At 74.7% G+C, this 24,936-nt stretch carries 18 protein-coding genes; 11 read left to right on the top strand and 7 right to left on the bottom strand.

What is annotated here, in order from left to right:
* Nucleotides 1-23 precede the first annotated feature (23 nt).
* Entirely contained in the window at nucleotides 24-2,699 is a 2,676-nt protein-coding gene (gene gyrA / locus J3P29_RS00790; protein ID WP_210491083.1) for a DNA gyrase subunit A, read from the top strand.
* Between the two features lie 639 nt (nucleotides 2,700-3,338).
* On the opposite strand, the gene J3P29_RS00785 is transcribed toward gyrA, so the two are convergent.
* The 3 genes from J3P29_RS00785 to J3P29_RS00775 all read right to left on the bottom strand — a co-directional run bounded on the left by J3P29_RS00785 (nucleotide 3,339) and on the right by J3P29_RS00775 (nucleotide 5,912).
* Entirely contained in the window at nucleotides 3,339-3,863 is a 525-nt protein-coding gene (locus tag J3P29_RS00785; protein ID WP_210491081.1) for an HNH endonuclease, read from the bottom strand.
* A gap of 290 nt (nucleotides 3,864-4,153) precedes the next feature.
* Nucleotides 4,154-4,720: a DUF4446 family protein gene (locus J3P29_RS00780; RefSeq protein ID WP_210491080.1), complete on the bottom strand. Its 567-nt coding sequence runs from the start codon at nucleotides 4,718-4,720 to the stop codon at nucleotides 4,154-4,156.
* Nucleotides 4,721-4,724: 4 nt separating this feature from the next.
* Nucleotides 4,725-5,912, bottom strand: a complete 1,188-nt coding sequence (locus J3P29_RS00775; RefSeq protein ID WP_210491079.1) for a hypothetical protein — start codon at nucleotides 5,910-5,912, stop codon at nucleotides 4,725-4,727.
* Nucleotides 5,913-6,139: 227 nt separating this feature from the next.
* Here J3P29_RS00775 and J3P29_RS00770 point away from each other — a divergent pair, with 227 nt between their 5' ends.
* From J3P29_RS00770 to J3P29_RS00735, 8 genes are all read left to right on the top strand, one after another.
* Entirely contained in the window at nucleotides 6,140-7,612 is a 1,473-nt protein-coding gene (locus J3P29_RS00770; RefSeq protein ID WP_210491078.1) for a serine/threonine-protein kinase, read from the top strand.
* The gene (locus J3P29_RS00765; RefSeq protein WP_210491076.1) at nucleotides 7,609-8,421 is read left to right on the top strand and encodes a DUF3662 and FHA domain-containing protein; all 813 of its coding nucleotides are present in this window, start codon (nucleotides 7,609-7,611) and stop codon (nucleotides 8,419-8,421) included. The genes J3P29_RS00770 and J3P29_RS00765 overlap by 4 nt, the downstream gene beginning before the upstream one ends.
* Nucleotides 8,418-8,903 (top strand): FHA domain-containing protein, encoded by a 486-nt coding sequence (locus tag J3P29_RS00760; protein WP_210491075.1) that lies wholly within the window; start codon nucleotides 8,418-8,420, stop codon nucleotides 8,901-8,903. The genes J3P29_RS00765 and J3P29_RS00760 overlap by 4 nt, the downstream gene beginning before the upstream one ends.
* Nucleotides 8,904-10,166, top strand: a complete 1,263-nt coding sequence (locus tag J3P29_RS00755; RefSeq protein ID WP_210491074.1) for a Stp1/IreP family PP2C-type Ser/Thr phosphatase — start codon at nucleotides 8,904-8,906, stop codon at nucleotides 10,164-10,166. It abuts the gene before it with no gap.
* Nucleotides 10,163-11,503: an FtsW/RodA/SpoVE family cell cycle protein gene (locus tag J3P29_RS00750; protein ID WP_210491073.1), complete on the top strand. Its 1,341-nt coding sequence runs from the start codon at nucleotides 10,163-10,165 to the stop codon at nucleotides 11,501-11,503. The genes J3P29_RS00755 and J3P29_RS00750 overlap by 4 nt, the downstream gene beginning before the upstream one ends.
* Nucleotides 11,500-12,957: a penicillin-binding protein 2 gene (locus J3P29_RS19550; RefSeq protein WP_210491072.1), complete on the top strand. Its 1,458-nt coding sequence runs from the start codon at nucleotides 11,500-11,502 to the stop codon at nucleotides 12,955-12,957. Before J3P29_RS00750 ends, J3P29_RS19550 begins: the two co-directional genes overlap by 4 nt.
* Nucleotides 12,958-13,051: 94 nt before the next feature.
* Nucleotides 13,052-15,163, top strand: coding sequence for a Stk1 family PASTA domain-containing Ser/Thr kinase (pknB, locus tag J3P29_RS00740; protein WP_210491071.1), 2,112 nt, complete (start codon nucleotides 13,052-13,054; stop codon nucleotides 15,161-15,163).
* Nucleotides 15,160-16,161 (top strand): D-alanine--D-alanine ligase family protein, encoded by a 1,002-nt coding sequence (locus J3P29_RS00735; protein ID WP_210491070.1) that lies wholly within the window; start codon nucleotides 15,160-15,162, stop codon nucleotides 16,159-16,161. The genes pknB and J3P29_RS00735 overlap by 4 nt, the downstream gene beginning before the upstream one ends.
* 73 nt (nucleotides 16,162-16,234) lie before the next feature.
* On the opposite strand, the gene J3P29_RS00730 is transcribed toward J3P29_RS00735, so the two are convergent.
* Together J3P29_RS00730 and J3P29_RS20555 are read right to left on the bottom strand one after the other, a co-directional pair.
* Nucleotides 16,235-17,761 (bottom strand): protein kinase, encoded by a 1,527-nt coding sequence (locus J3P29_RS00730; protein WP_210491069.1) that lies wholly within the window; start codon nucleotides 17,759-17,761, stop codon nucleotides 16,235-16,237.
* 340 nt (nucleotides 17,762-18,101) lie between these two features.
* Nucleotides 18,102-21,104: an OmpA family protein gene (locus J3P29_RS20555; protein ID WP_210491067.1), complete on the bottom strand. Its 3,003-nt coding sequence runs from the start codon at nucleotides 21,102-21,104 to the stop codon at nucleotides 18,102-18,104.
* Between the two features lie 171 nt (nucleotides 21,105-21,275).
* Between J3P29_RS20555 and J3P29_RS00720 the strand changes: the two genes are divergently transcribed.
* Complete coding sequence (locus J3P29_RS00720; RefSeq protein WP_210491066.1) at nucleotides 21,276-21,668, top strand: hypothetical protein; 393 nt, start codon at nucleotides 21,276-21,278, stop codon at nucleotides 21,666-21,668.
* A 7-nt stretch (nucleotides 21,669-21,675) separates the two neighbouring features.
* Here J3P29_RS00720 and purM read toward each other — a convergent pair whose 3' ends face one another.
* The gene (purM, locus tag J3P29_RS00715) at nucleotides 21,676-22,731 is read right to left on the bottom strand and encodes a phosphoribosylformylglycinamidine cyclo-ligase (protein WP_210491065.1); all 1,056 of its coding nucleotides are present in this window, start codon (nucleotides 22,729-22,731) and stop codon (nucleotides 21,676-21,678) included.
* 34 nt (nucleotides 22,732-22,765) lie between these two features.
* Entirely contained in the window at nucleotides 22,766-23,629 is an 864-nt protein-coding gene (locus tag J3P29_RS19540; protein ID WP_349239739.1) for an undecaprenyl-diphosphate phosphatase, read from the bottom strand.
* A 178-nt stretch (nucleotides 23,630-23,807) separates the two neighbouring features.
* Between J3P29_RS19540 and J3P29_RS19535 the strand changes: the two genes are divergently transcribed.
* A complete protein-coding gene (locus J3P29_RS19535) occupies nucleotides 23,808-24,926 on the top strand; it encodes a DegT/DnrJ/EryC1/StrS family aminotransferase (protein ID WP_246851379.1) in 1,119 nt (372 codons plus the stop codon).
* Nucleotides 24,927-24,936 lie beyond the last annotated feature (10 nt).

Raw genomic sequence — 24,936 nt, 5'->3', positions numbered from 1 at the left:
CGAACACCGAAGGAGCCTGATCCGTGGCCACTGACGTCATCAGCGGCGGCAACATCGAGCCGCGCGCCCTCGAAGAGGAGATGCGGACCGCGTACCTGGACTACGCGATGTCCGTCATCGTCGGGCGCGCGCTCCCGGACGTCCGCGACGGCCTGAAGCCCGTCCACCGCCGGGTGCTCTTCGGCATGTCCGAGCTGGGCCTGGGCCCGACGCGCGGCTACGCCAAGTGCGCCCGCATCGTCGGCGAGGTGATGGGCAACTACCACCCGCACGGCGACTCGGCGATCTACGACACGCTCGTCCGCCTGGCGCAGGACTTCGCCATGCGGTACCCGCTCGTCGACGGCCAGGGCAACTTCGGCTCGATCGACGACGACCCCGCCGCCGCGATGCGGTACACCGAGGCCCGCCTGACCCGGGTCGCGCTCGAGATGCTGCGCGACCTGGACATGGACACGGTCGACTTCTCGCCGAACTACGACGGCCGCAAGATGGAGCCGACGGTCCTGCCGGCGCGCTTCCCCAACCTGCTGGTCAACGGGTCGGCCGGCATCGCGGTCGGCATGGCGACGAAGATCCCGCCGCACAACCTGGGCGAGGCGATCGACGCGACGATCGCGTTCATCGACGATCCGAGCATCGACGTCGAGGGCCTGATGGCCCACCTGAAGGGCCCCGACTTCCCCACCGGCGGCATCATCCTCGGCTCCTCCGGCATCCGCGAGGCGTACGAGACTGGCCGCGGGCGCGTGCGCGTGCAGGCGAAGGCGCACATCGAGCCGCTCTCGCACGGCAAGGAGGCGATCGTCGTCACCGAGCTGCCCTACGAGGTCAAGAAGGGCGGCGACAACGGCCTGATCCGCAAGATCGCGGACCTGGTCAACGAGAAGAAGATCCCCGAGATCTCCGACATCCGGGACGAGACCGACCGCCGCGGCATGCGCCTGGTGATCGAGCTCAAGCGCGACGCGCTGCCCAAGGTCGTGCTGAACAAGCTGTTCAAGCACACCGCGATGCAGTCCACCTTCGGCGTCAACATGGTGGCGCTGCACGACGGCGTCCCGCGCACGATGGGGCTGCGCGAGATCCTCCGCGCGTACGTCAGCCACCAGCGCGACGTGGTCGTGCGCCGCGCGAAGTACGAGCTGGCGCAGAAGGAGGCCCGGGCGCACGTCCTCGAGGGCCTGCTCATCGCCCTCGACAACCTGGACGCGGTCATCCAGGTGATCCGCTCCTCGCGCGATCGCGAGACCGCCCGCGGCGAGCTGATGGCGCAGTTCGGCCTGACGCTGATCCAGGCCCAGGCCATCCTGGACCTGCGCCTGTCGCAGCTGACGGCGCTGGAGAGCGACGCGATCCGCGGCGAGCACGCCGACGTGATGGAGCGCATCCGCGAGCTGCGCGAGCTCCTCGGGGACGAGCAGAAGGTGCTCGACCTCATCAAGGAGGAGATGACCGAGATCCGCGACCGCTTCGGCGACGAGCGCAAGACGCTCATCACCCACGCCGAGGGCGAGATCGACATCGAGGACCTGATCGCCGACCAGCAGATGGTCATCACGATCACGCAGTCCGGCTACATCAAGTCCCTGCCGCTCGCGACGTACCGCCAGCAGCAGCGCGGCGGCCGCGGCGTGTCCGGGATGGACATGAAGGACGGGGACTTCATCGAGCACCTCTTCGTGTGCTCGAGCCACGACTACCTGCTGTTCTTCAGCAACCGAGGCAAGGTCTACCGGTCCAAGGTGTACGAGCTGCCCGAGGCGTCGCGCACCGCGAAGGGCCGCTACCTGGGCAACGTGCTGCCGCTGCGCGAGGGCGAGCGGATCCAGTCCGTCCTGTCCACGCGCGACTTCACCGAGACGCAGTACCTCGTCTTCGCCACGAAGAACGGCACGGTGAAGAAGACCGAGCTGCAGGCGTACAACACGCCGATCAAGGCCGACGGCATCATCGCGATCAACATCCGCGAGGACGACGAGCTCGTCGCGGTGCGCAACGTCGACCCGGAGGACGAGATCGTCATGGTCTCGAAGGCCGGCCTGACGGTCCGCTTCTCGGCCGAGGACGCCCGCGCGATGGGCCGCGACACCACCGGCGTGCGCGGCATGGACGTCGCGGGCTCCGAGGTCATCGCGATGGACGTCGCCCGCGACGACTTCGACCTGCTCGTCGTCACGGAGAACGGCTTCGGCAAGCGGACGCTCATCCGCGAGTACCGCAAGACGAGCCGCGGCGCCAAGGGCGTGAAGACGATCCAGCTGACGGAGACGAAGGGCGGCCTGGCCGGCGCGCTCGTCGTCCGCGAGCACGAGGGCCTGGTGTTCATCTCGGAGGGCGGCATGGTGCAGCGGACCGCCGTGAAGGGCATCAACCGCTACGGCCGCAACTCGCAGGGCGTCAAGGTCATGAACATGAAGGCCGACGACCGCGTGAGCGCCATCGCCCGCGTGCTCGAGGACGGCCGCGAGGACGTCGTCGAGAAGCTCGTCGAGGTCGAGGGCGACGAGCCCACGAGCGGCGGCCCCGTCGACCTGTCGACCGCCGAGGCCCCCGTGGCCGCCGAGGGCGTCGCCGCGCCGTCCGACGCCCCGGGCGACGTGCCGGCCGCCGAGGACCGCGGCGAGGGCGCCGACGCCACGCCGGTCGTCAACGACGACCCGATCGATCCCGACCCGGGCGAGGGCACCGCGGGCTGATCGCCCCGTCCGGGCCGCCCGCCGCGGCCGGCCCGCCACCGCCTGCGACGGCGCCCCGCGGGGCGCCGTTCGTCGTTCCGGGGCTCGGGGTCGTAACCGCCCCGCGGGCGGGGACGGCGCGCCGTCCCCGCCCCGGCCGAGCCCACGGTCCCGTCGGTTCCGGAGGGGTCGCCCCCGCTTCCCCGCGGCCGGTCCGCCCGCGCGACGGGTGCCCCTCGACGCCGCAAACCGCCGGTGGTACGGTGGATCTACGCAACACCAGAGAAAGGAGGTGGTCCGAATCTACGACAGTTCTATCGGGACCCTGGAGGTGGCCGTCTCCTAGGACGGTCATGCCGGGCCGTCGGTGACGTTCAGTGCGTCACTGCGGATACGAGGGTTCGCCCTGGTCCCAGCGGACACGCACCCGTGTTACTGGCACGGGGGACGCGAGACCTCGGTTCGGGTCACTGCCCGACACTCCTTGCGCGGCGCCCACAGGGCGCCGCGCCCCGTTGTGGGGCCGGCCGCGTGCCGGCCCCACGTCGTCTCGGGGGCCGCGCCCGCCCGCGGACTCCGGGCCTGGCCTCGGCGGAGCGCTCGGGCCGCGCACCGCCGCCTGGCGGCCGGCCCGCCGGACCGCGGGACCCAGTCCGGACGCTAGGCCGCGTTCGGCAGCCAGGCGTCCCAGCTGGCCGGCACGCGCGGGCAGGCGACCTGGATGAAGACCGACGGGTGCGGCGCCCGCGGCGAGCGCTTCGGGAACATCCGCGCCTGGTGCGGCATGCGGTCGGCCTTGCGCCGGTTGCAGGGCGCGCAGCAGGCGACGATGTTCTCCCACTCGTTCGACCCGCCCTTCGACCGCGGGATGACGTGGTCGACCGTCAGGTCGCTCCGCGACCCGCAGTACTGGCAGGTCCAGTCGTCGCGGGCGAAGACGGCGCGGCGGGTCAGGCGGCGGCGCGAGCGCCGCGGCACCGGGGCGTAGGTCCGCAGGCGGATGATGGCGGGGCGGGCGAGCGCGGTGCGCTCGGCGTGCAGGTGGCCCTCGCCGGGCTCGACAACCTCGGCCTTCTCCTTCAGCAGGAGGACGGCGGCGCGCTTGACGCCGCACACGTGTATCGGCTCGTACGTCGCGTTCAGGACGAGGACGTGCGAGCCGGAGCCGTGCGGGGCGCCGCCCACCCTTCCGACGGCGACCGTCGCGGTGGCGGGAGCGGGGCCGCCGGCGGGGATGCCGTGCCCCGCGCCGGCGCGGCGGGACCTGGCCGCGCGGATGGCGCGGTGCCCGCCTCCACGGGGCGCGTCGACGTCCCGGGGAGGCAGCGTGACGGCGGTGGCTGAGGGCTCGGCCGCGTGCACAGGAGGCACTCCGCAGCGGAGCATAGTCCTCCCCCTGACGAAGTCCAGCACCTTTTATGTGCCGGACACGACTCGGTCACCGGACCGCCGGGCGCCCCGACGGGACGGGGCGCCTACGCCGTCTCGGCGCCGCCGCGCGGGGCAGGTCCGACCCCGTCGATCGTGCCCGAGGCGGCGATCGGTCCGCCGCGCAGGGCGGCGGCGAGCGCCTCCTCCTCCTCGGGCGCCAGCCGGTGCTCGGGCGTGCCTCCGTTGATCCGGCGGATGTACAGGCGCGCCTGGTCGCGGTGGTGGATCGACGTCATGACGAACCCGTCGCCGCGGACGTCGAGCAGCGCGAGGGAGCTGGACTGGTGCCCGGACTGCTCGCCCCACGCGTCGAAGCGCACGAGGCCGTGGCGCGAGAAGACCCGCAGCAGCGCGCCCTCGATCCCGCCCATCCGCTCGGACAGCGCCGCCGACAGGGCCCGCCACTCGGCCGTCTCCGCCGTCACCTGCCGGGACAGCGCGGCCGCGTGGGCGACCAGGTCGTCGGCGCCCGAGTCGCCCAGGACGGCCGACTGCGCGCGCCGCAGGCGCCGCAGCTGGACCGTCAACACGACGATCCAGACGAGCGCGAGCAGGGCCAGGCCGGCGCCGATCGCGCCGAGCAGCGCGGCCGTGTCGTCGCCGACCGTCACCCGCTCAGCCGCCGATCGTCACGTCGTACGTCGCGGTGTTGTTGTCGAGCACCTGCTCGCCCGGGACCCCGCCGACCTGGATCTTCAGCTCACCCGACGCGCCCGCGCGCACCGAGCTCGGCAGCTCGATGGTGACCTCGGCGCTGTCCTGCGACGCGATCGTCTGGATCGTCGACTTCTTGGAGACGGGGCGGCCGTCCTCGGGCGTGAACGTGGCGCCGACCTCGATGTTCGACTCGTCGACCGTCCCCTGGTTGGTGACGGTCACGGTGATCTCGCGGCCGGACACGGCGTTGTCGCCGTCCTGCAGCGCGGTGCCGCCCATGCTGACGCCGGTGATGCCGGTGCCGTGGGTGCCCTGGGTCTGCGGCTCCTCGTCGGAGCGGTCGCGCACCGCGCCCGAGCTGCCGCCCGACGAGGTCGATCCGCCGCCCCCGCCGGCCAGCAGGGTGCCGACCGAGTCCGGGTCGAGCCAGCCGAAGTCGGTGACCGTCCGCGGCGCGCGGACGTCCAGCCCGCTGACGTCCCGGGCGGCGAGCGCCTCGTCCACGAGCGGCTTCGTCCGCTGGAGCACCAGCACGTCGCTGGCGAGGAACGCCTGCATCTGCCCGGCGATGTCGTTGCGCGCCTGCTGCGCCGTGTCCTCGTCCGCGAGGGCGGCGGGGACGCGCTCGGCGATGATCCGCACCGCGCGGGCGCGGAAGTTCATCGCCACCTCGAGGTCGTGCTGCGCGTCCGTGCCGCCGTCCACCCCCGGGGCGTTCAGACCGGCGGCGTCCTTCGCGTTGCCCTCCGCGATGCCGCGCAGCCGGTTGAGCTCGGACTGCATCGTGTTCGCCTGCGCGCCCGAGGAGAGCGCGCGGAACATCGGGACCGCGACGTCGGAGCGGGACTCGTCCAGCAGCGACGTGACGTCGCGCGAGTAGTCGCGCAGCGCGTTGGTCTTCCCCGAGTTGACGCAGCCGTTGACCGCGAGGACGAGCAGGATCAGGACGACCACGATCACCGCGAGCGCCGTGATCTGGCGCTGCCGGGCGGTCTTGGGGTCGACGTGGCCGCCGCCGGCACCGCCGCCGCGCAGGCCGCCACCGCCGCCGAAGCCGCCGAACGCACCGCGGCGCGGGCCGCGGCGAGGCGCCTCGTCCGCGATGTGGGTGGGCTCGTCGAAGTCGTCGTCGTCGAAGAACGACACGGGGTGCGCTCCTGGGCAGGTGGATGGAGAATCGCCGCAGCGTCGGACGCGACGGCGGTCCTGCCCTGCGTTCACCCTACGGACGCCCGTTCCTCCTTTCGCCGGTACTCCCGTCCGCCGCCGGGTCGCGGCCGCGCGCGCGGCGCCGGCGCGTGCGTCCGACGCAGCGCCGCGCGAATCGACGCGGCAGGGAAGGAGCGCGGCGCGGCGGGGCGAACCCCCACCCCGTGCGCACGGGATCCGCCCACGCCACGGACGCCTCGCCGCTCCGTCCGCCGACGATGGAGGACGCCGCGCCGATCGCGCGCCGCGGTCCTGCCGCGCGGCCCCAGCACCCCGCTGTCGCGGCCCGCCAGCCCGGCGAGGTCGTCCTCGGCCGCTACGAGCTCGTGCGCGTGCTCGGTCGCGGCGGGGCCGGCACCGTCTGGCAGGCCGAGGACCGCCACCTGGGCCGGCCGGTCGCGATCAAGTGCCTGCCCGGCGAGGGCTCGGACCGCGCCCTGGCCGAGGCCCGGGCCGCGGCGCGCCTGAGCCATCCCACCGTCGTCTCGACGTACGGGCTGGGCACCGCGGAGGGCTGCGTCTGGCTCGTCACCGAGTTCGTCGCCGGCGACACGCTGCGCCGCACGATCGCCGAGGACACGCACACGGACGACGAGCTGCTGCAGATCGGCGTGGCGCTGTGCGTCGCGCTCCGTCACGCCCACGCGCGCGGGATCGTGCACCGCGACGTCACGCCGCGCAACGTCCTGGTGCCGGTCGGCGCCTTCGGCGGGCCGGAGGGGCCGGTGCGCTGCGACCCGCACCTGCCGCCGGCCAAGCTCGCCGACTTCGGCATCGCCCGCCTGGCCGACGACCGGCCCGCCGAGCGGCCGGCGAGCCACCCCGAGGGCGCGCCCGCCAACCGGATCGTCGGCACCCTCTCGTACATGGCGCCCGAGCGCCTGCGCGGCGAGATCGGCGACGCCGCCGGCGACCTGTGGGCGCTCGGCGTGATCCTGCACGAGGCGTTCGTCGGCGAGCATCCGGCCGGCGGGCCCGACAAGGCGAGCGCGCTCGTCCGCACGCACGCCGAGCTGCCCTCGCTGCGCCCCCGCCGGCCCGACCTGCCCGCGGGCGTCGTGGCCGCCATCGACCGCGCGTGCGCCGCCGAGCCGGACGAGCGCGGCACCGTCGCCGAGCTGGAGGCCGCCCTGCGCGACGGCCTGGCCGAGCGCGCGGTGCCGGTGGCGCCGGTCCTGCGCGAGGCGGCGCGGCCGCGCGCCGCGGCCGGCCCCCGGCGCGACCGCGCGCACCGGCCGTCGGCTCGCCGGCCGTCGGGCCCCGTCCACGTGCACCGCGTCGCCCGCCGGCCCGGCCGGGCGCTGCCGCTGCTGCCGCTGGCGCCGCTCGTGGCCGCCGCCGGCGCGGCGGTCGGCCCCGCCGCCGGGCTGGCGCTGCTCGTCGCCCTCGTCGTCGTGGGCCTCGGCGCCGCCGGTCGCCGCGCCAACGCGCCGCGGTCGGCCTCGTGCGCCCGCGCGGCGGCCGGCGTGGTCGTGCTGGCGCTCGTGGCCGCCGCGGCGGGGCTGGTCGTGCCGGCCGCCGTCACCGCGGCCGGCGGCCCGGCGGACGGACCGCTGCCCGCGGTCGTCGCCCTCGTCCTCGCGATCGCCGCCGGAGGGGCGCTCGGTCGGAACCGGACCTCCCGTAGCATCCGGTGACCGAGACCGAGCATCACGTGCTGCGCGACATCGAGAGCAAGCTTGCCGGACTGGTCGAAGGCACCTTCGGCCGCATCTTCCGCAGCGAGGTCACCCCCGCTGAGCTGGCCCGTGGCCTGAGCCGGGAGATGGAGACGTCGCGCCGCCACGTCGGCGACCGCACGTGGGTCGCGCACCACTACGAGATCTTCCTCTCGCCCGGCGACCACCGCCGGATCGTCGAGGCGGACCCCCGCGCCCTCGCGGAGGAGCTGGCCGCCGAGCTGCTCATCGTCGCGCGCGAGCAGCGGTTCGCCCTGGCGCACCCGCCGCAGGTCGTCTTCCGTCGCGGCGACGAGCTGCCGCGCGGGCGCTACGGCGTGCGCGCCACGCACGACGACGCGCCCGAGGCCGCCGCGCCGCCCGAGCGCCCCGCGCGCCGCCGCAGCCCCACGGGCGCGGCCGCCCCGGTCGCGCGGCCGCGGCCCGCCGCGCCCGACGAGCCGGCCGCCCCGCGGCGCCGTGCCGGCGCCGCCCCCGCGGGCCTGGCGCTGATCCTGGAGGGCCGCCGCGAGCCGCTGCCCGCCACGGGCGGCACGATCGGCCGCAGCCGCGACTGCGACGTCGTCATCGCCAGCGCCGAGGTGTCGCGCCAGCACTGCGAGCTGCGCCCGCGCGGCGACGGCTGGGTCGTCTTCGACCTGGGGTCGACGAACGGCGTGCGCGTCAACGGCGCGCCCGTCGGCGGGCCGGGCGACCCCGCGCCCGTGCGCCCCGGCGACCGGATCGAGCTGGGCACCGTCGTGCTGCGCGTGGAGGAGGCGCTGTGATCGCGCCACCCGTCGCGGACCTCGTCGAGCCGGTCTCCGTCGCGCTGAAGTTCGCGATCGTCGGGGTCCTGTACCTGTTCCTGGCCTGGGTCGCCCGGTCGAGCATCGTCGACCTGGGCCGCGGCGCCGTCGGCGCCGTGGCGCCCGGCGTCATGGCGGGCGACGGGCTGTCCGGCGGCGGCCAGGGCGAGCCGCGGCTGCGCGTGGAGCGCGCCATCGGCCACCAGCCCGGCGACGAGTACGACATCGGGTCGGGCGCCGTCATCGGCCGCGGCGCGAACGCCGACATCCACATCGACGACCCGTACGCCTCGGGCCGCCACGCGCGCCTGGTGCGACAGGCCGGGGTCGTGATCGTGGAGGATCTGGACTCGACGAACGGCACGTTCCTCAACGAGGAGCCGCTCGTCGGGGCCCAGCCGCTGCAGCTGGGCGACCGGATCCGCATCGGCGACACCGAGTTCACCTACCTGGACGACTAGTTGCTTCGCGTCATCGAACACGCCCAGCGGACCGACACCGGCCGCCAGCGCCCCGGCAACGAGGACTCGTTCCTCGTCCGGATGCCCCTCTTCGCCGTCGCCGACGGGATGGGCGGCGCGCAGGCGGGCGAGGTCGCGTCCCGCATGGCGGTCGAGGTCCTGCACGAGGGACTGGGCCAGGGCAGCGGCACCGTCGCGGAGCGGCTGCGCGACCAGGTCGTCGAGGCGAATCGGCGCATCCACGAGCGGGCGCAGGGCGACGCGAGCAACGCCGGCATGGGCACGACCCTGACGGCCGCGTACGTCGACACGACCTCGCTCGTGGTCGTGCACGTCGGCGACTCGCGCCTGTACCGCCTGCGCGGCGGCGAGCTGGAGCGGATCACGCGCGACCACTCGCTCGTCGAGGAGCTCGTCCGCCAGGGCCGCCTGACGCCGGAGGAGGCCGCGGAGCACCCGCAGCGCTCCATCATCACCCGCGCGCTCGGCCCCGAGGCCGAGGTGGCGGTGGACTCCGAGGTGCTGCGCGCCGAGGACGGCGACCTGTACCTGGTCTGCAGCGACGGCCTGACCGGGATGCTGTCGGACGACCGGATCGCCGACATCGTCAATGGTGCCGGGTCGCTGCAGGAGGCCGTCGACACGCTGGTCGACGCCGCGAACGAGGCCGGCGGCCGCGACAACATCACCGTCCTGCTCTTCCGCGTGGCGGGCGACGCCACGCTGCCGCGCGGCGCGGGCGCCCGCGACAGCGCCGACGAGCCGACCGAGCCGCACGTCGTGCTGCCCGAGGACGAGCCGACGGACGCGCCGGCGGGCCAGGCGACCGCGGTGATGCCGGCCGTCGCGCCCCGCGGCGCTGGCGCCCGCGACGCGGACGACGACGCGCCGGTCGGCGGCCCGCGCCAGCCGCGCCCCGCGGCCGAGGCGACCGCGCCCGCGAAGAAGAAGCGCCGCGGCCTGCACGCCGGCCCGTTCATCGTGCTCTTCCTCGTCGCGTGCGTCCTGATCGGCGCGTACTTCGCGTCGCAGACCGTCTACTTCGTCGGCGCCGACCGCGGGCTGGTCACCGTCTTCCGCGGCCTGCCGTACGAGCTGCCGGGCGGCATCGACCTGTACCGGGCGAACTACTACTCGTCCGTGCCGGTCCAGGAGGTCGACCCCGCCCTGCGCGAGCGCCTGCTCGACCACCGGATCCGGTCGCTCGGCGACGCCAACGACCTCGTCTCGAAGCTCGAGCGCGGCGAGGTCGTCACGCCGTGACCGCGCGCAACCGGGAGGCGCTCGCGCTCCTGCCGTCGGCGCTGCTGATCACCGCGGGCTTCACGGCGATCTTCCTCAAGCGCGACGAGTTCGTCTCGAACACCTCGCTGATCTACGGCGGGGTCTTCCTCGGGCTCTGCCTCGTCGGGCACCTCGTCATCCGCTTCACGGCGAAGAACGCCGACCCGTACCTGTTCCCGCTCGTCGCGCTGCTGGCGTGCTTCGGCTTGGTCGAGCTGTACCGGATCGACCAGTCGTTCGCCCAGGCGCAGGCGCGCTGGTTCGTCGTCGGCCTGGGGCTGTTCTCGGTCACCCTGATCGCGCTGCGCGACTACCACGTGCTCGAGCGCTACCGGTACACGATCGCCTTCGGCGCGATCCTGCTGCTGATCCTGCCGCGCATGCCGGGGATCGGGCAGGCCACGAACGGCGCGTACCTGTCGATCCGGTTGGGCCCGTTGACGTTCCAGGCGGCGGAGTTCGCGAAGATCGGGATCGTCATCTTCCTGGCGAGCTACCTGCGCGACACGCGGCAGGTGCTCATCCACGGCGGGCGCAAGTTCCTGGGCATGTCGCTGCCGCCACTGCGCCACTTCGGGCCGCTGCTGGCGATCTGGGGCGTCGCGATGCTCCTGCTGATCTTCATCCGCGACCTGGGCTCGTCGCTCATGTTCTTCGGGGCGTTCCTGGCCCTGCTGTACGTCGCGACGGGGAAGAAGCGGTACCCGCTGGGCGGCCTGGGCGCGTTCGCCCTGGGCGCGTACTTCGTGGGCAGCCGCGTCGGGCACGTGCAGGACCGCGTGGCCGCGTGGCGCACGCCGTTCGATCCCACGCTGTTCGGCAACGCCGACCCGTGCCGCGTGTCGGAGGGCTGCGGGTCGAGCTTCCAGCTGGCGCAGTCGCTCTTCGCCCAGGGCGACGGCGGGCTGTTCGGCCGCGGCTTCGGCCAGGCCGAGCTCGGCACGATCATCAACGACGGCGTCGTGTCCACGCCGCTGCTGCCGGCGTCGCAGACCGACATGATCTACGCGCTGATCACGAACGAGACGGGCCTGATGGGCGCCGTCGCGATCCTGCTCGCGTACCTGCTGATCGTGCACCGCGGCTTCCGCATCGCCGTCCTCGCGCGCGACCCGTTCTCGAAGCTGCTCGCGACGGGCCTGACGTCGGTCTTCGCGCTGCAGGTCTTCGTCATCGTCGGCGGCGTGACGAAGGTCATCCCGCTGACGGGCGTGACGCTGCCCTTCATCAGCTACGGCGGGTCGTCGATCATGGCCAACTTCGTGCTGCTCGCCCTGCTCGTGCGGGTGTCCGAGGACGCGAGGCGGCCGGCGTGAACGGGCCCATCCGCAACCTCTTCGTCGTCTTCGTCCTGCTCTTCGCGGTGCTGGTCGCGTTCACCTCGCGGTGGACGGTCTTCGAGGACCAGTCGCTGCGCGACAACGCGCTGAACCACCGAGACCTCTTCCGCGCGGAGCGGGTGCCCCGCGGCAAGATCCTCGCCGCCGACGGCACGGTGCTCGCGCGCAGCTCGCGGCAGCGCTCCCGGGACACGGGGTCGTTCGTCTACAAGCGGCGGTACCCCAAGGGCGCCGAGTACGTGCACACGGTCGGCTACAGCGACCTGCGTCTGGGGCAGCAGCAGGGCCTGGAGCGGTCGCAGAACGACTGGCTGTCGGGCAAGGCCGTGAAGCTGGCCACGGCGGTCGACCGCCTGGTGCAGGGCGACCAACGCGGGTCCGACGTGCGCACCACGCTCGAGCCGAAGGTGCAGAACGCGGCGATCGCCGCGCTCGGTGGGCGCGCCGGGTCCGTCGTGGCCGTCGAGCCGTCGACGGGCAAGGTGCTGGCCATGGTCTCCGTCCCGGGCTACGACCCCACGAAGGCGGCGACCGACCCCGACTACCTGGCCGGCCTGAAGGACGCCGCGCGGCTCAACCGCGCCACCCAGGCGGCGTACGTGCCCGGGTCCACCTTCAAGGTCGTCACCGCGGCCGCCGCGCTCGACACCGGGGAGATGACCCCCGACTCGACCGTGGACGGCAGCGACAACCAGGTCTTCTCCGCCACGCCGCTGAAGAACTTCGGCGGCGAGAACTTCCCGAACACGACGCTCCGCAACGCGCTGACGCACTCCGTCAACACCGCGTTCGCGCACGTCGCCGAGGACCTGGGGAAGGCGACGATGCAGGAGTACATGGAGCGCTTCGGCTTCGGCCAGAAGCCCCAGCTGGACCTGCCGTCCGACGAGCTGCGCACGTCGGGCGAGTGGCTGGCGCGCAAGAACGGCAAGGGCCGGTTCATCCCCGCCACGAGCAAGTACGTCGACGTCGCGCGCCTGGGCATCGGGCAGGACAAGCTGCAGGTCACCCCGCTGCAGATGGCCATGGTCGCCGCGACGGTGGCCAACGGCGGCCGCATGATGAAGCCGCACCTGGTCGACCGCGTCGTCGACCCCGACGGCCGCGTGCAGGAGACGGTGAAGCCGCAGGAGCAGCGCCGCGTGATGAGCGCGGGCGCCGCGGCCGACCTGCAGTCGATGATGGGCGACGTCGTCAACGAGGGCACCGGCACCGGGTCGGCGCTCGCCGGCATCCAGGTGGCGGGCAAGACCGGCACGGCCGAGCTGAACATCGCCCAGGGCCTGAACGACCTGTGGTTCATCGGCTCGGCGCCGCTGCAGGACCCGAAGGTGGCGGTGGCCGTCGTGGTGGAGAACACCCAGGGTCAGGGCGGCACGGTCGCCGCCCCGATCGCGAAGCAGGTCTTCCAGGCCGCGCTCAGCCGATGAGCGCCGTCGGACGCATGACGAGGGACACGCCCGGCGGCGCCGCCGCCCGGCATAGTGGATCGACGGGCGGCGTGGCCGCGCACGGGACGACACGATGAACCGCACCGGACAGACCATCGACGCCCGCTACCTCGTCGAGCGCCGTCTCGGCACCGGCGGCATGGCCGAGGTCTACGCCTGCGAGGACCTGCAGCTCGGGCGCCACGTGGCGCTGAAGGTGCTGCACGAGAACCTGGCCGAGGATCCCGACGTCGTCGCGCGGTTCCGGCGCGAGAGCCAGGCGGCCGCCGGCCTGCAGCACCCTCACATCGTCCAGGTCTACGACCGCGGCGACTGGGACGGCATCCCGTACATGGCGATGGAGCTCGTCGACGGGGTGACGCTGAAGGACGTCATCCGCGACCAGGCGCCGCTGGACCCGGTCAAGACGATCGACCAGATCAGCCAGGTCCTCGACGCGCTGCGCTACGCGCACCGCCGCGGCCTGGTCCACCGCGACATCAAGCCGCAGAACGTCCTCGTCGGCCCCGACGGCGACCTGAAGGTGGCCGACTTCGGCATCGCCCGCGCCGTCGACGACCTGCAGATGACGCAGACGGGGATGATCGTCGGCACGGCGCACTACCTGTCGCCGGAGCAGGCGTCCGGCCAGCCCGTCACGCCCTCCGCCGACCTGTACGCGGTCGGCGTCGTCCTCTTCGAGATGCTGACGGGGCGGATGCCGTTCGACGGCGACCAGCCCGTCACGATCGCGCTCAAGCACGTCAACGAGGACCCGCCCGCGCTGTCCGTCGTCAACCCCGACGTGCCGGCGGACCTGGAGTACGTCGTCATGCGGGCGCTGTCGAAGCAGCCCGAGGACCGCTTCGAGGACGCCGAGGAGTTCATCTCGGTCCTGCAGAGCGTCCGCCACCGGATCCTGACCGGCGCGCCCGTGCCGGTGCAGCCGGGGCTGACCGCCAGCGGCAGCTTCAACGGCCCGCAGCAGCCGACCGGCGGCTGGTTGATGCCGGCGGCCGGGATGGCCGTGCCCGCGGGCGTCTCGCCCGAGGAGCTGCAGGAGGAGGCCGACGCCCGCCGCCGGCGCCGCTGGACCTTCGCCGTCGTCGGCGGCCTGGCGCTGCTCGTCGTGGCGGCGCTCGTCGCCTACCTCCTGTTCGGCCGCATGGAGACCGTGCCGAACGTCGTGCGCGACTCGTCCGCGAAGGCGATCCAGAAGCTCGAGGCCGAGGGCTTCGACGTGCTGAAGGACTACGACACGAGCCGCGAGATCGACGTCGACCACGTCATCCGGCAGTCGCCGTCCGCCCGCCGGCGCGTGCGGCACGGCACCCAGGTGCGCATCGTCATCTCGACCGGCCCGCGCGAGCTGACCGTGCCGAACGTCGCCGGCCTGAGCCTGGACGACGCGCGCACGAAGCTGCGCGGCGCCGGCTTCACGTCCTTCGTCGACACCCGCGAGGCGAGCGACGAGGTCCCCGCCGGCCAGGTCATCGGCACCGATCCGTCCGCCGAGAGCGCCTCCACGCCCGGCGAGACGATCACGATCCGCGTGTCGAGCGGGCCGGCCGCCGACGGCAAGGTGTCCGTCCCCGACCTGTCGGGCATGAGCCGCCGCCAGGCGGAGTCGGCGCTCGATGCCGCGGGCCTGCAGGCGAACGTCGTCGAGCAGGACAGCGACCAGAAGGCCGGCAAGGTCCTCGCGCAGAATCCCGGCCGGCGCCAGCGCGTCGACCCCGGCAGCACCGTCACGGTGACCGTCGCCCGCCAGCGCGAGCAGACGACCACGACGACGCCGGACCAGGACGACGAGCAGACCGACGAGGTGATCGTCCCCAACCTGCAGGGCCAGTCCCGCTCCGCGGCCGTCTCGGCGCTGCGCAAGCGCGGCCTGGACCCGCGGGTGCGGACGGTCGAGACGAACGACGAGAGCGAGGACGGCAAGGTGGTCGAACAGGTGCCCAACGGGGGACGCGTGACGCGGGGATCCGCCGTGAGCGTGGCGATCGGCAAGTACGTCGCGCCCACGCCCACGACGCCGGACGAGGACCAGGGCGCCGCGTCCGGCTCGTCCGACGGCGGGTCGACGCAGGGCGCCTCCGGGGGCACGAAGGGCCGGGCGGCGAAGAGCGTCTCCACGCGCAGCGGCGCCGCCGCCGGCGTGGCCGGCAGCGGCACGCCCGGCGACGACGGGGCCTCCTCGTGAGCCGCGTCGCGGTCCTCGGCGGCGGCCGGTCGTCCGAGCACGAGGTCTCCGTCCGCTCCGCCGCCTCGGTGGCCGCGGGCCTGCGCGAGGCCGGCCACGAGGTCGTCGAGGTGCACCTGACCCGCGAGGGCGCGTGGACCGTCGACGGCGAGGCCGTCTCGATCGTCCCCGGCGGCGGCCTGCTCGGCTGCGACGTCGCCTTCCCCGTCCTGCACGGCCCGTTCGGCGAGGACGGGACGGTGCAGGGCCTGCTCGACCTGCTCGACGTGCCGTACGTCGGGTCGCCCGTGCTCGGCTCGGCCGTCTGCATGGACAAGCTCGTCTTCAAGGACCTGATGGCCGCTGCGGGCATCCCCCAGGTGGACTACGAGGCGGTGCACGCCCGCGAGTGGGAGGCCGCGGCCGAGGGCGTGCTGGAGCGCGTCGCGCGCCTGGGCCTGCCCGTGTGGGTCAAGCCGTCGCGGCTGGGCTCGTCCGTCGGCATCGCGCCCGCCCGCACGGCGGACGAGGTGGCCCCCGCGATCGAGGAGGCGCTGCGCCACGACGCGCGCGTCATCGTCGAGGCGTCCGCGAGCGGCGTCGAGGCCGAGACCGCGGTGCTCGGGTCCGTCGACGCGCCGCAGGTGTCCGAGATCGGGCAGATCGTCCTGACGAGCGACGACCCCGACGCCTGGTACGACTACGAGGCGAAGTACACGCCCGGCGGCATGGAGCTGCAGGTGCCGGCGCGGATCAGCGCCGTCGCTCGCGAGCGGCTGCGCGAGCTGGCCGCCCGCGCGTTCACCCTCTCGTGCTGCGAGGGGCTGGCGCGCGCCGACTTCTTCGTCGACGGCGACGAGGTGCTGCTCAACGAGCTCAACACCCTGCCCGGGTTCACCGAGACGTCCGTGTACGGGAAGCTGTGGGAGGCCAGCGGCACCGCCTACCCGCAGCTCGTCTCGCGCCTGGTGGAGCTGGCCGTCGAGCGCTACGCGCGCGAGCGCCGGCAGGCGTTCTAGGCGTCGAGGGCGCCGCCGCGGGCTCGCGGCGGCGGGCCGCCGGCCGGCACCCGGCGCGGGCCGGCGGCGGGGCTCAGCGCGCCCGCTGCAGGCCCAGCTGGCTGATGGCGACCTGGGACTTGCCCTCGGGCAGCGAGGTCAGCCACAGCAGGTAGTAGCGGTAGCGCTTGCCGCCCGTGTCGAGCGGGATCGCCTGCGGGCCGCCCTTCGCGCGCGGCAGCTCGCCGACCGTCGTCCATCCCGGATCGTCGGCGGTCGCGGGCGGCGACGCCCCGTTGGCGGCCATCACCGTCGCGGACCAGCCGCCGATGGGCGTGCGGACCTCCATCTTCGTCGCCGCGACGGCCTTCGAGCCGCCGCCGGCGTCCAGGTAGATGCCCACGCCCTGCTTGCCGGCGAAGGTGCCGCCCTGGTACTGCTCGGTCGTCCACGACGACTTCTTGTCGCTGTCGAGGACGCGGCCGGTCGTCTCGCCGTGCTCGTTGCTGTCGCCGGGCGGCGGGTCGTAGTCGTGCGCGGCGTCCTGGGCCAGCGAGACCGCGACGTCGCCCTTGGCGGTGGGCGTGAGCGGCTTCTGGCCGGTGCCGCGGGTGGTGCGGTCGCCGTCCAGGAACAGGAAGCCCGCGACGGCGAGGGCGGCGACGACCAGGACGACCGCGCCGACGATGATGCTGCGGCGGCCCGGGCGCAGGTTGGCGCGGCCCTGCTGCTCGCGCGGCAGGCTGCGGAAGACCGCGGTGGCCTCGCCCGTCGTCTCGCCGCGGCGGCCCGCCTCGATGGTGAGGACGTCCTCGAGGTCGGCGACGAGCTCGTCCGTGGACGGGTAGCGGACGTCGAGCGCCTTGGCGGTCGCGCGGTCGACGACGGCGGCGAGGGCCGAGCCGACGGACGGGCGCAGCTGCTGCACGTCGGGGATCTCCTCCCGCACGTGCTTCATCGCGACGGCGACCTGGTTCTCCCCGTGGAAGGGGATGTCGCCGACGAGCATCTCGAAGAGGACGATGCCGAGCGAGTAGATGTCGCTCTGGCCGTCGACGTCGTGGCCCATCGCCTGCTCGGGCGAGACGTAGTCCGTCGTGCCCAGGACGCGGCCGTCGGCGGTCAGGCCGTGCTCCTCCATCGTCCGGGCGATGCCGAAGTCCGTGACCTTCGCCGCGCCCTCCTCGTTGATCATCACGTTCTGCGGCTTGACGTCGCGATGGACGATCCCCCGCTCGTGCGCCGCGCCGAGGGCGCGGGCGATCTCGATGGCGTAGGCGACGGCCTCGGTGACGGGCAGCCGGCCGGCGCGCTGGATCCGCTCCTTCAGCGTCTCGCCGTTGACGTACTCGAACACGATGAACGGCGTGTCGTCGTGCTCGCCCGCGTCGATGACCTGGACGATGTTCGGGTGGTTGAGCTGGGCGACCGCGCGCGCCTCGCGGCGGAAGCGCTCCAGCTGCTCCGAGTTCTCGGCGATCTCGCGGTGCATCCGCTTGATCGCGACCGTGCGCTCGAGCACGGTGTCGAAGGCGCGGTAGACCGTCGACATCCCCCCCGAGCCGATCTGGGCCTCGAGGCGGTAGCGATCCGCGAGCAGTGTGCCGACGTCGATGGTCACCGGGACCGCCCTATTGTGCGGGCTCGGCGCCGGTTCGTGCCCCGCCGTTCACCGCACGGGCCCCGCGGCCGTCGGGTCGGCGGGCCGGGAGGGGGTGCGGGTGACGGCCGAGATCGCGTCCACGAGGGGCATCTTGCCGGGTCGTGGGGGGTGGCCGCGCAGGCTGGCCGATCTCTTGCCGGGTGCAGGGCGGCTTGCAGGGCCGCGGCCGAGCGCCGGGCGCGCCGCCGCGGGCGTCCGCGGCTCGCGGGCGGTCCCCGAGGGCGCGTCCGCGGCGACGCCACCGGCGCAGCCGCGGGGCGTCCCCCCGCCGGACGCGCCGGCGGGGGAACGGGGCGTCCTAGTAGCGGACGGTCACCTCGACGCGGCGGTTGAGCTGCCGGCCGCGGGCGGTGTCGTTGGACACGCGCGGCGACGTCTCGCCGGCGGACTCGACGGCGACCTTCGTGTCGCCCAGGCCCTCGTGGCGCAGCAGGGCGGCGAACGCCTCGGCGCGGCGCAGGCCCAGGCGACGGTTGACGTCGTCGCGGCCCAGGGCGTCCGTGTGGCCGACGATCGTCAGCTCGCGGGCGCCGTGCAGCTGCGAGGCGATCGTGCGCGCCAGGCGGCGGCCGGACTCGGTGGGCTTGGCGCTGTCGAAGGCGAAGAGGCCGTCGGTCGGGACGACGAGGACCTTCGTCGGCAGGATGCGGACGGTCTTCGTCGTCGTGGTGGCCTGGTCGCCGGCGGTCGCGCGCACCTTGACCTTGACGGTCAGGCCGCCGAGGCGCTGGACCTTGCGGGCGCCCTCGCGGGTGAGCTTGACCTGGACCTCGCCGTCACCGGTGCGGACCGCGCGGCCGAGCCGCTTGCCGCCCTTCGTCACCGTGACCACGCAGCGGTAGTCCGTCGCGCCGGGGACGGCGCAGCCGACGCTCAGCGCGCGGCCGGTGACCGTCGCGGCCTTCGCCGGGACCGGGGCCTTCGGGGTCTTCAGCACGACGGGCGCGGGCGCGTCCGGTGCCGCGGCGGGAGCCGCGGGGGCGGGCGTCGGCGTGGCCGGCGGGGCCGCGGGGGCGGGCGTCGGCGCCGGGGTCGCGGGCGCCGGGCCGGCGACCGTCCAGCGGCGCTCGACGACGGGGCTCGAGTTCGTGCCGTCGACCGTCTGGCGGGCGCGGAAGACGTGCTCGCCCGGCCCCAGGCCGCTGTAGCGGTTCTGGTCGCCGCACACGCCCCACGGGCCGCCGTCGAAGGCGCACTCGAGGACGCCGCTCGGGCCCGCGACCGTCTCGTCGGAGACGGGCGCCACGACGAAGCTCGCCGCGGTGCCGGCCGCGAGCGGGCCCCCCTCGACGATGGGCGCGGCCGGCGCCGCGACGACCACGTCCACGACGGCGGGCTCGCTCGTGTTGCCGGCGGCGTCGACCTGCCGGATCTCGACCCGGGTCGTGCCCTGCTTCAGGCCCTGCAGCTGCAGGCTGCCCGGGGCGCAGGCGGTGAACTCCTTCGCGTCGCCGATCCGGCACTCGGCCGTCGCGCCCTGCTCGATCGAGAAGCCGATCGAGGTCGAGGTGAGCGTCGACGGGATCGGGCGGCCGTAGACGACGGGCTTGTCCGGCGCGGTGCGGTCGACCGTGACGTTCCACCGCAGCACCTCGGACGGGATGTCGTCGCCGTCGACCCAGCGGAAGGCGATCACGTGGGGGCCGTCCGTCAGGTCGGCGCCGTAGGGGCTGGCGCACGCGGTCCAGCCGTCCGTGGTGGACGCCGGGTCGAGCAGACCGGACTCGTCGCGGCACTCCAGGCGGCTGCCCGGGCGGGGCTCGATCGTCGCCGTCGGGGCCTTGCCGAACGCCGGCGGCGGGCTGACGAACGTCGGTGCCGCGGCGGGGACGAGGAAATGGCGCTCGGTGACCGGCGCCCAGAACGAGAAGCCGGACTCGCGGCGCTGCACGTGGAACGTGTGCCAGCCGGGGGTCAGGTCCTTCAGCTGGAACGTGCCGTCGCAGGCCTGGAGCGTGGGCGTGCTGCCGCCGTCGATGGCGCAGCGGTACTCGGCCTGGTCGGGCAGGCCACGGTCGGGGGCCGTCCAGGTCATCGTGCCGGACTGGGCCAGGCTGGCCTTGGGATTGGGGGCGTACGTCGTCAGGGCCGGCGAGAACTGCTTGGCCTCCACGGTGGCGGCCGTCTCGGCGTCGCCCGTCGTGTTGCGGAAGACGATGACGTCCGACGTGCCCATCGTGGCGTCGGAACGCACGACGACGAGGTCGTCGCGGCCGTCGCCGTCGACGTCGGCGATCGTGCCGTCCTGGCCGCCGACGCCGAAGACGAAGTCGTCGTGGAACGCGTCCGGCGCGACCACGCGGGCGCCGTCGGTGCCGATGGCGCCCGGCGTGTCGCGCAGGACCCCGTCGTTGCCGAGGCGGCCGAAGCGGGCGACGAACGCGCGGTTCAGGGAGACGACCGACTCGTACAGGTCCTCGCTGATCAGGCCGTGGCGGAACCCGTGCAGGTACGACATGCCGATCCCGTTCGGGGTGACCGACCAGCGCTTGCCGTCCGGGCCCACGTCCTGGGACCCGTAGTCCTGCATCTTCGCCAGGTCGGTGCCGCTCGGTGTCGGGAGCTTCTCGAAGGTGGTGTCCGACGTCGGAACGGCCGTGAAGGGGTCGCCGTTGCCGTCGACGCCGCCGATGCCCAGGCGCGTCGTGCCGTCGAAGCCCCACGAAGCGAGCGGCCCGCGGATCCCGTCGTACGTGCCGCGCGGGACGAGGGCACCGGCGGCGTAGCCGTACAGGCGCGTCTCACCCGTCTCGAACGAGATGGCCACCAGGTCCTCGGGGCCCGTCCCGAAGCGGCCGACCGTCAGGCCGGTCGGCTGCGCGGCCGGCAGCAGGATGCTGGTGAGGGCGTCGGCGCCGTCGGCGCCGTCCTCGCCGTTCGCGCCGTAGGCGACGAGCTGCCAGGCGCCGTTCGGCCGCCGGACCACCGCGACGGTGGCCGTGCCGGCGTCCGGGTTGAGCCGGCCGGCACCCACGTACGGCAGGGCGGCGACATCGCCGGCGGAGACGACCGCCCGCGCGGCGAGGCTGCCGTCGTCCGGGACCAGCTCGGCGAAGCGCAGGCCGTTGTCGATGTCCACCCGCACGACGCCTTCGGCGCCGGCCGCCGGCACCCCGTGGAGCAGGTGCACGGAGTCGCCGTTGGGGTTGGGCAGGCTGGCGCTGACACCGGGCGCGAACGTCGCCGGGAACGCCCGCGTGTTGGCCGCCGACGCGCCGGCCGGCAGGACCAGGGCGGTGCCGGCCAGCAGGGTGCCGGCGGTGAGCAGGGAGGAGCGGAAGAACCGCCGGGGGTGACGCACGAGAAAGCCTTCGGATAGGGACGGCGGCCGGCGCGCGCCGACCCGTGCCCCCGCCGATCGGCGGCGCGTGACCAAACTGTCGGTCGGGGCCGTCCGGGCGGACGGGTGTGCGAGATGTGTCCTCCTGCGCTCCCGTCGGCGCCGCGCACGCACGTACGGCAGGCTGTTCCCATGCGCGTGCTGTGCGGAGCCGTCGCGGTCGCGGCCGTGATCGGCCTGGTCGGGTGCGGGGACGGGAGCGGCGGCGACGCGGGCCGCAGCACCACGGCCCGCTCCACCGCGCCGACCCGCGCCCCCGGCGCCGGCGAGGTGCCGCGCGCCCCGGACGCGCCCGCCTGCCGGGCGGTCGCCGGCCCCGCCCGCGCGCCCCGCGACTTCGACGCCCGCACGCTCGTGGGGCGGCCCCTCCGCGACGCCCAGGCGCTCGCGGCCGTGCGGGGCTGCGCGGTACGGGTCGTCGAACGCGACGGAGAGGGCTTGGCGCGCACGGACGACCTGCGCCCCGAGCGGGCGAACGTCGTCGTCCGCGGCGGCCGCGTCGTCGCGGTCGACGGGGTCGGGTAGGCCGCCCCTACCGCAGCTCGACGCCGCCCGGCGCGGTGCAGACGCCCGGGCGGTCCGACACCGTGCCGATGCGGCGGGTGCCGTGGTGGCGCTTGTCCAGCAGGGTGCAGGCGGCGTCGACCTGGTCCTCGGGGACGATCGCGACGAAGCCGCAGCCCATGTTGAAGACCTCCCACATCTCGGCCTCGGAGACCTGGCCGAGCCGCTGGATCAGGCCGAAGATCGGGGGCACCGGGAGCGGGTCGGTGACGTCGAAGCCGAGGCGGTCGGGCCCGAGCCGCACGAGGTTCAGCAGGCCGCCGCCGGTGATGTGGCTCAGGCCGCGCACGGCGATGCCGCTCTGCAGCAGCTCGACGATGGCGCGGACGTAGATGACCGTCGGCTCGAGCAGCGCGTCGGCGACGGACGCGCCGCCGAGCTCCTCGGGGCGATCGTCCAGCGCCAGGCCGCCGTCCTGCTGCAGCGCCTTGCGGGCGAGGGTGTAGCCGTTGGAGTGGATGCCGCTCGAGGGCAGGCCGATCATCGCGTCGCCCGGCTGGATGCGCTCGCCGGTGACCATCTCGTCCAGGGCGACGGTGCCGATGGCGGTGCCGCACAGGTCGAAGCCGAGCGGGTCGGGGTGGCCCTTGAGCAGCTCGGGCAGCACCGCGAGCTCGCCGCCCGGGATCTCGATGCCCGCGTCCTCGGCGCCGGCCTTCAGGCCGCGCGCGATGGCCGCCAGGCGCTCGCCGTCGGGCTCCTGCACGGCCAGGTAGTCGAGCATCGCGATCGGCTCGGCGCCCACGCACACGAGGTCGTTGACGTTCATCGCGATGCAGTCGATGCCGACGGTGTCGAGCCGTCCGGTCTCCTCGGCGACGATGAGCTTGGAGCCCACGCCGTCGGTCGCGATCGCGACGCCGAGGTTCGGGGCCACGCGCAGCACGCTCGCGTAGTGCCCGGACCCGAGCACCGAGGTGGAGGGCTTGCCGGTGGAGATCGTCTTCAGCACCGAGACCAGCGCGCCGACGCCCGCGTCGGACTGCGTGGTGTCGACCCCGGAGGCTGCGTAGGCGTCGCTCATCGCGGGGAATCGTCGCAGACGGCGGGCGGCCGGGTCAGCGGCGCCACCGGCGATCCGCCGCCGCGAGCGCGCCCGCGAGCGCCACCCGGTACGCCGCGAAGGGGGCCAGCGGCACGCCGTCGAGCGTGCGACGCGCCGTCGGGGCCGCCAGGACGCCCGACGCGGCGGCCGTCGCGGTCACCGCCGTCAGCACCGTGACCTGCCCGCGGTCGAGCGTCCCCGCGCGCAGCCGGGCGGACAGACGGACGAGCTTGAGCAGCGTCGCGCCGCCGACGACGGGGACGGCGAGCGCGGCCGAGATCCGGCCCGACGCGGCGCGAGAGAACCCGCGGGCGCGCGCGGCCGTGAGGACGGCGCCGCTGCGCGACACGCCCGGCCACAGCGCCATGGACTGCGCGGTCCCGATCGCCAGCGCGTCGAGCAGCGTCGCGTCCGTCCAGTCGCGGCCGTCGGCGGGGCGCGCGTCCGCCAGCGTCATCGCCACCGACCCGGCGGCCAGGCCCGCCGCGATCGCGCGGTCGCCGCCCAGGTGGCCCTCGATCAGCCGCTCGCACGTCAGCGCGCCGAGCACCGCGGGCAGCGACGCGACGCCGATCCGCAGCGCGGCGCGAGCGGCGAGTCGCGGCTCGCGCAGGGCGGTGCGCACCACCAGGCCGCCCTCGCGCCGCAGCCCCACCGCCAGGCCCGCGAGCGTCCCCGCGTGCGCGCCGACCTCGACGCTCTTCGCCAGCTCGGGATCGGCCGGCCGGCGTCCGCGGCGGCCCGCGGCCAGGCGGGCGACGAAGGCGACGTGGGCGGAGGAGGAGACGGGCAGCGCCTCGGCCGGCCCGTGCAGCGCGCCGGCGAGCAGCGCGGCGGCGAGCCCGCGGCGGGGACTGATGCGGTCGGGCGCGGACACGGCACGGCAGGGTACGCCCCCGGGCGGCGGCCCGCGGCGGCCGTGCACGGCGTTCTCCGTCGTCCGTCCGCGGCGGTGCGCCGGCCGCGCGCCGCCCGGCGAGCCGGGGCGCGGCCGCGGGCTCGACGTGTCGCCGGGCGCACGGTTCCCGGGCGCCGCGAGGCATACCCTCTGCGGCATGGCCGTCCCGCTCTTCGACCCCGCCACCGCGCTCGCCCCCCTGCGGCCGCAGCTGCACGAGGCGCTCCTGCGCGTCGCCGACGGCGGCGCGTTCGTGCTCGGGCCCGAGGTGACGGCGTTCGAGGAGGAGTTCGCGGCGTGGCTCGGCGCCCGTCACGCCGTCGGCGTCGCCAACGGCACCGAGGCGATCACGATCGCCCTGCGTGCCCTGGGCGTCGGCCCCGGCGACGAGGTCGTCGTCCCGTCGTTCACCTTCTGGGCGAGCGCCGAGGCGATCCCGCCCACGGGCGCGACGCCGGTCTTCTGCGACGTCGACCCCGAGACGATGTGCGTGACGCCGGAGACGGTGAAGGCCGCGCTGACGCCGCGCACGAAGGCCGTCATCGCGGTGCACCTGTTCGGCAACGTCGCGCCGGTGGCGGAGATCCGCCGCGAGACCGGGCTGCCGGTGCTCGAGGACGCCGCGCAGGCCGCGGGCTCGACCCTGACCGCCGACGGCGACCCGACGCACCCGATCGCTCGCCCCGGGGCGCTCGGCGACGTCGCGACGTTCTCCTTCTACCCCTCGAAGAACCTGGGCGCGTTCGGCGACGGCGGGGCGATCACGACGCAGGACGACGCGATCGCCGAGCGGGTCCGCACGCTGCGCTTCCACGGATCCGCCGACAAGGTCGACTACGTCGACATCGGCTACAACAGCCGCCTCGACGAGCTGCAGGCCGCGGTCCTGCGCGTGCTGCTGCCGCACGTGGACGACTGGGCGGCCCACCGCGCCGCCACGCACGTCCGCTACCACCGCGCCGGGCTGGACGAGCTGGTCGCGCCGCCCGTGGCCGCGCCGAACGCCACGCCCGCCTGGCACCTGTACGTGGTCCGCTCCCCGCGCGCGGACGAGCTGGTGGCGGGCCTGAACGCGCGCGGCATCGGCGCGCGGGGCTACTACCGCACGCCGGTCCACCGCCAGCCGCCGATGGCGCGCTTCCTGCCCGGCGGCGGGGTCGACCTGCCGGCGACGGACGAGCTGGCCCGCACGCACGCCGCGATCCCCGTCAGCGCGACGATCACCGAGGAGCAGGTGGCCGAGGTCGTCGCGGCGGTCGGCGCGGTCCTGGCCTGAGCCCCGGAGG

The organism is Patulibacter sp. SYSU D01012 (assembly GCF_017916475.1).
In the GTDB taxonomy this organism is placed as follows: Bacteria; Actinomycetota; Thermoleophilia; order Solirubrobacterales; family Solirubrobacteraceae; genus Patulibacter.
The sequence above is the reverse complement of the archived record's forward strand: the minus strand, read 5'-3'. Positions and strand labels throughout refer to the sequence as shown.

Bases quoted from the DNA above. Each gene is read 5' to 3' on its own strand.
- pknB (WP_210491071.1), top strand. From the start codon at position 13,052: ATGAACCGCACCGGACAGACCATCGACGCCCGCTACCTCGTCGAGCGC.
- purM (WP_210491065.1), bottom strand. From the start codon at position 22,731: ATGAGCGACGCCTACGCAGCCTCCGGGGTCGACACCACGCAGTCCGAC.
- J3P29_RS00720 (WP_210491066.1), top strand. From the start codon at position 21,276: ATGCGCGTGCTGTGCGGAGCCGTCGCGGTCGCGGCCGTGATCGGCCTG.
- J3P29_RS19535 (WP_246851379.1), top strand. From the start codon at position 23,808: ATGGCCGTCCCGCTCTTCGACCCCGCCACCGCGCTCGCCCCCCTGCGG.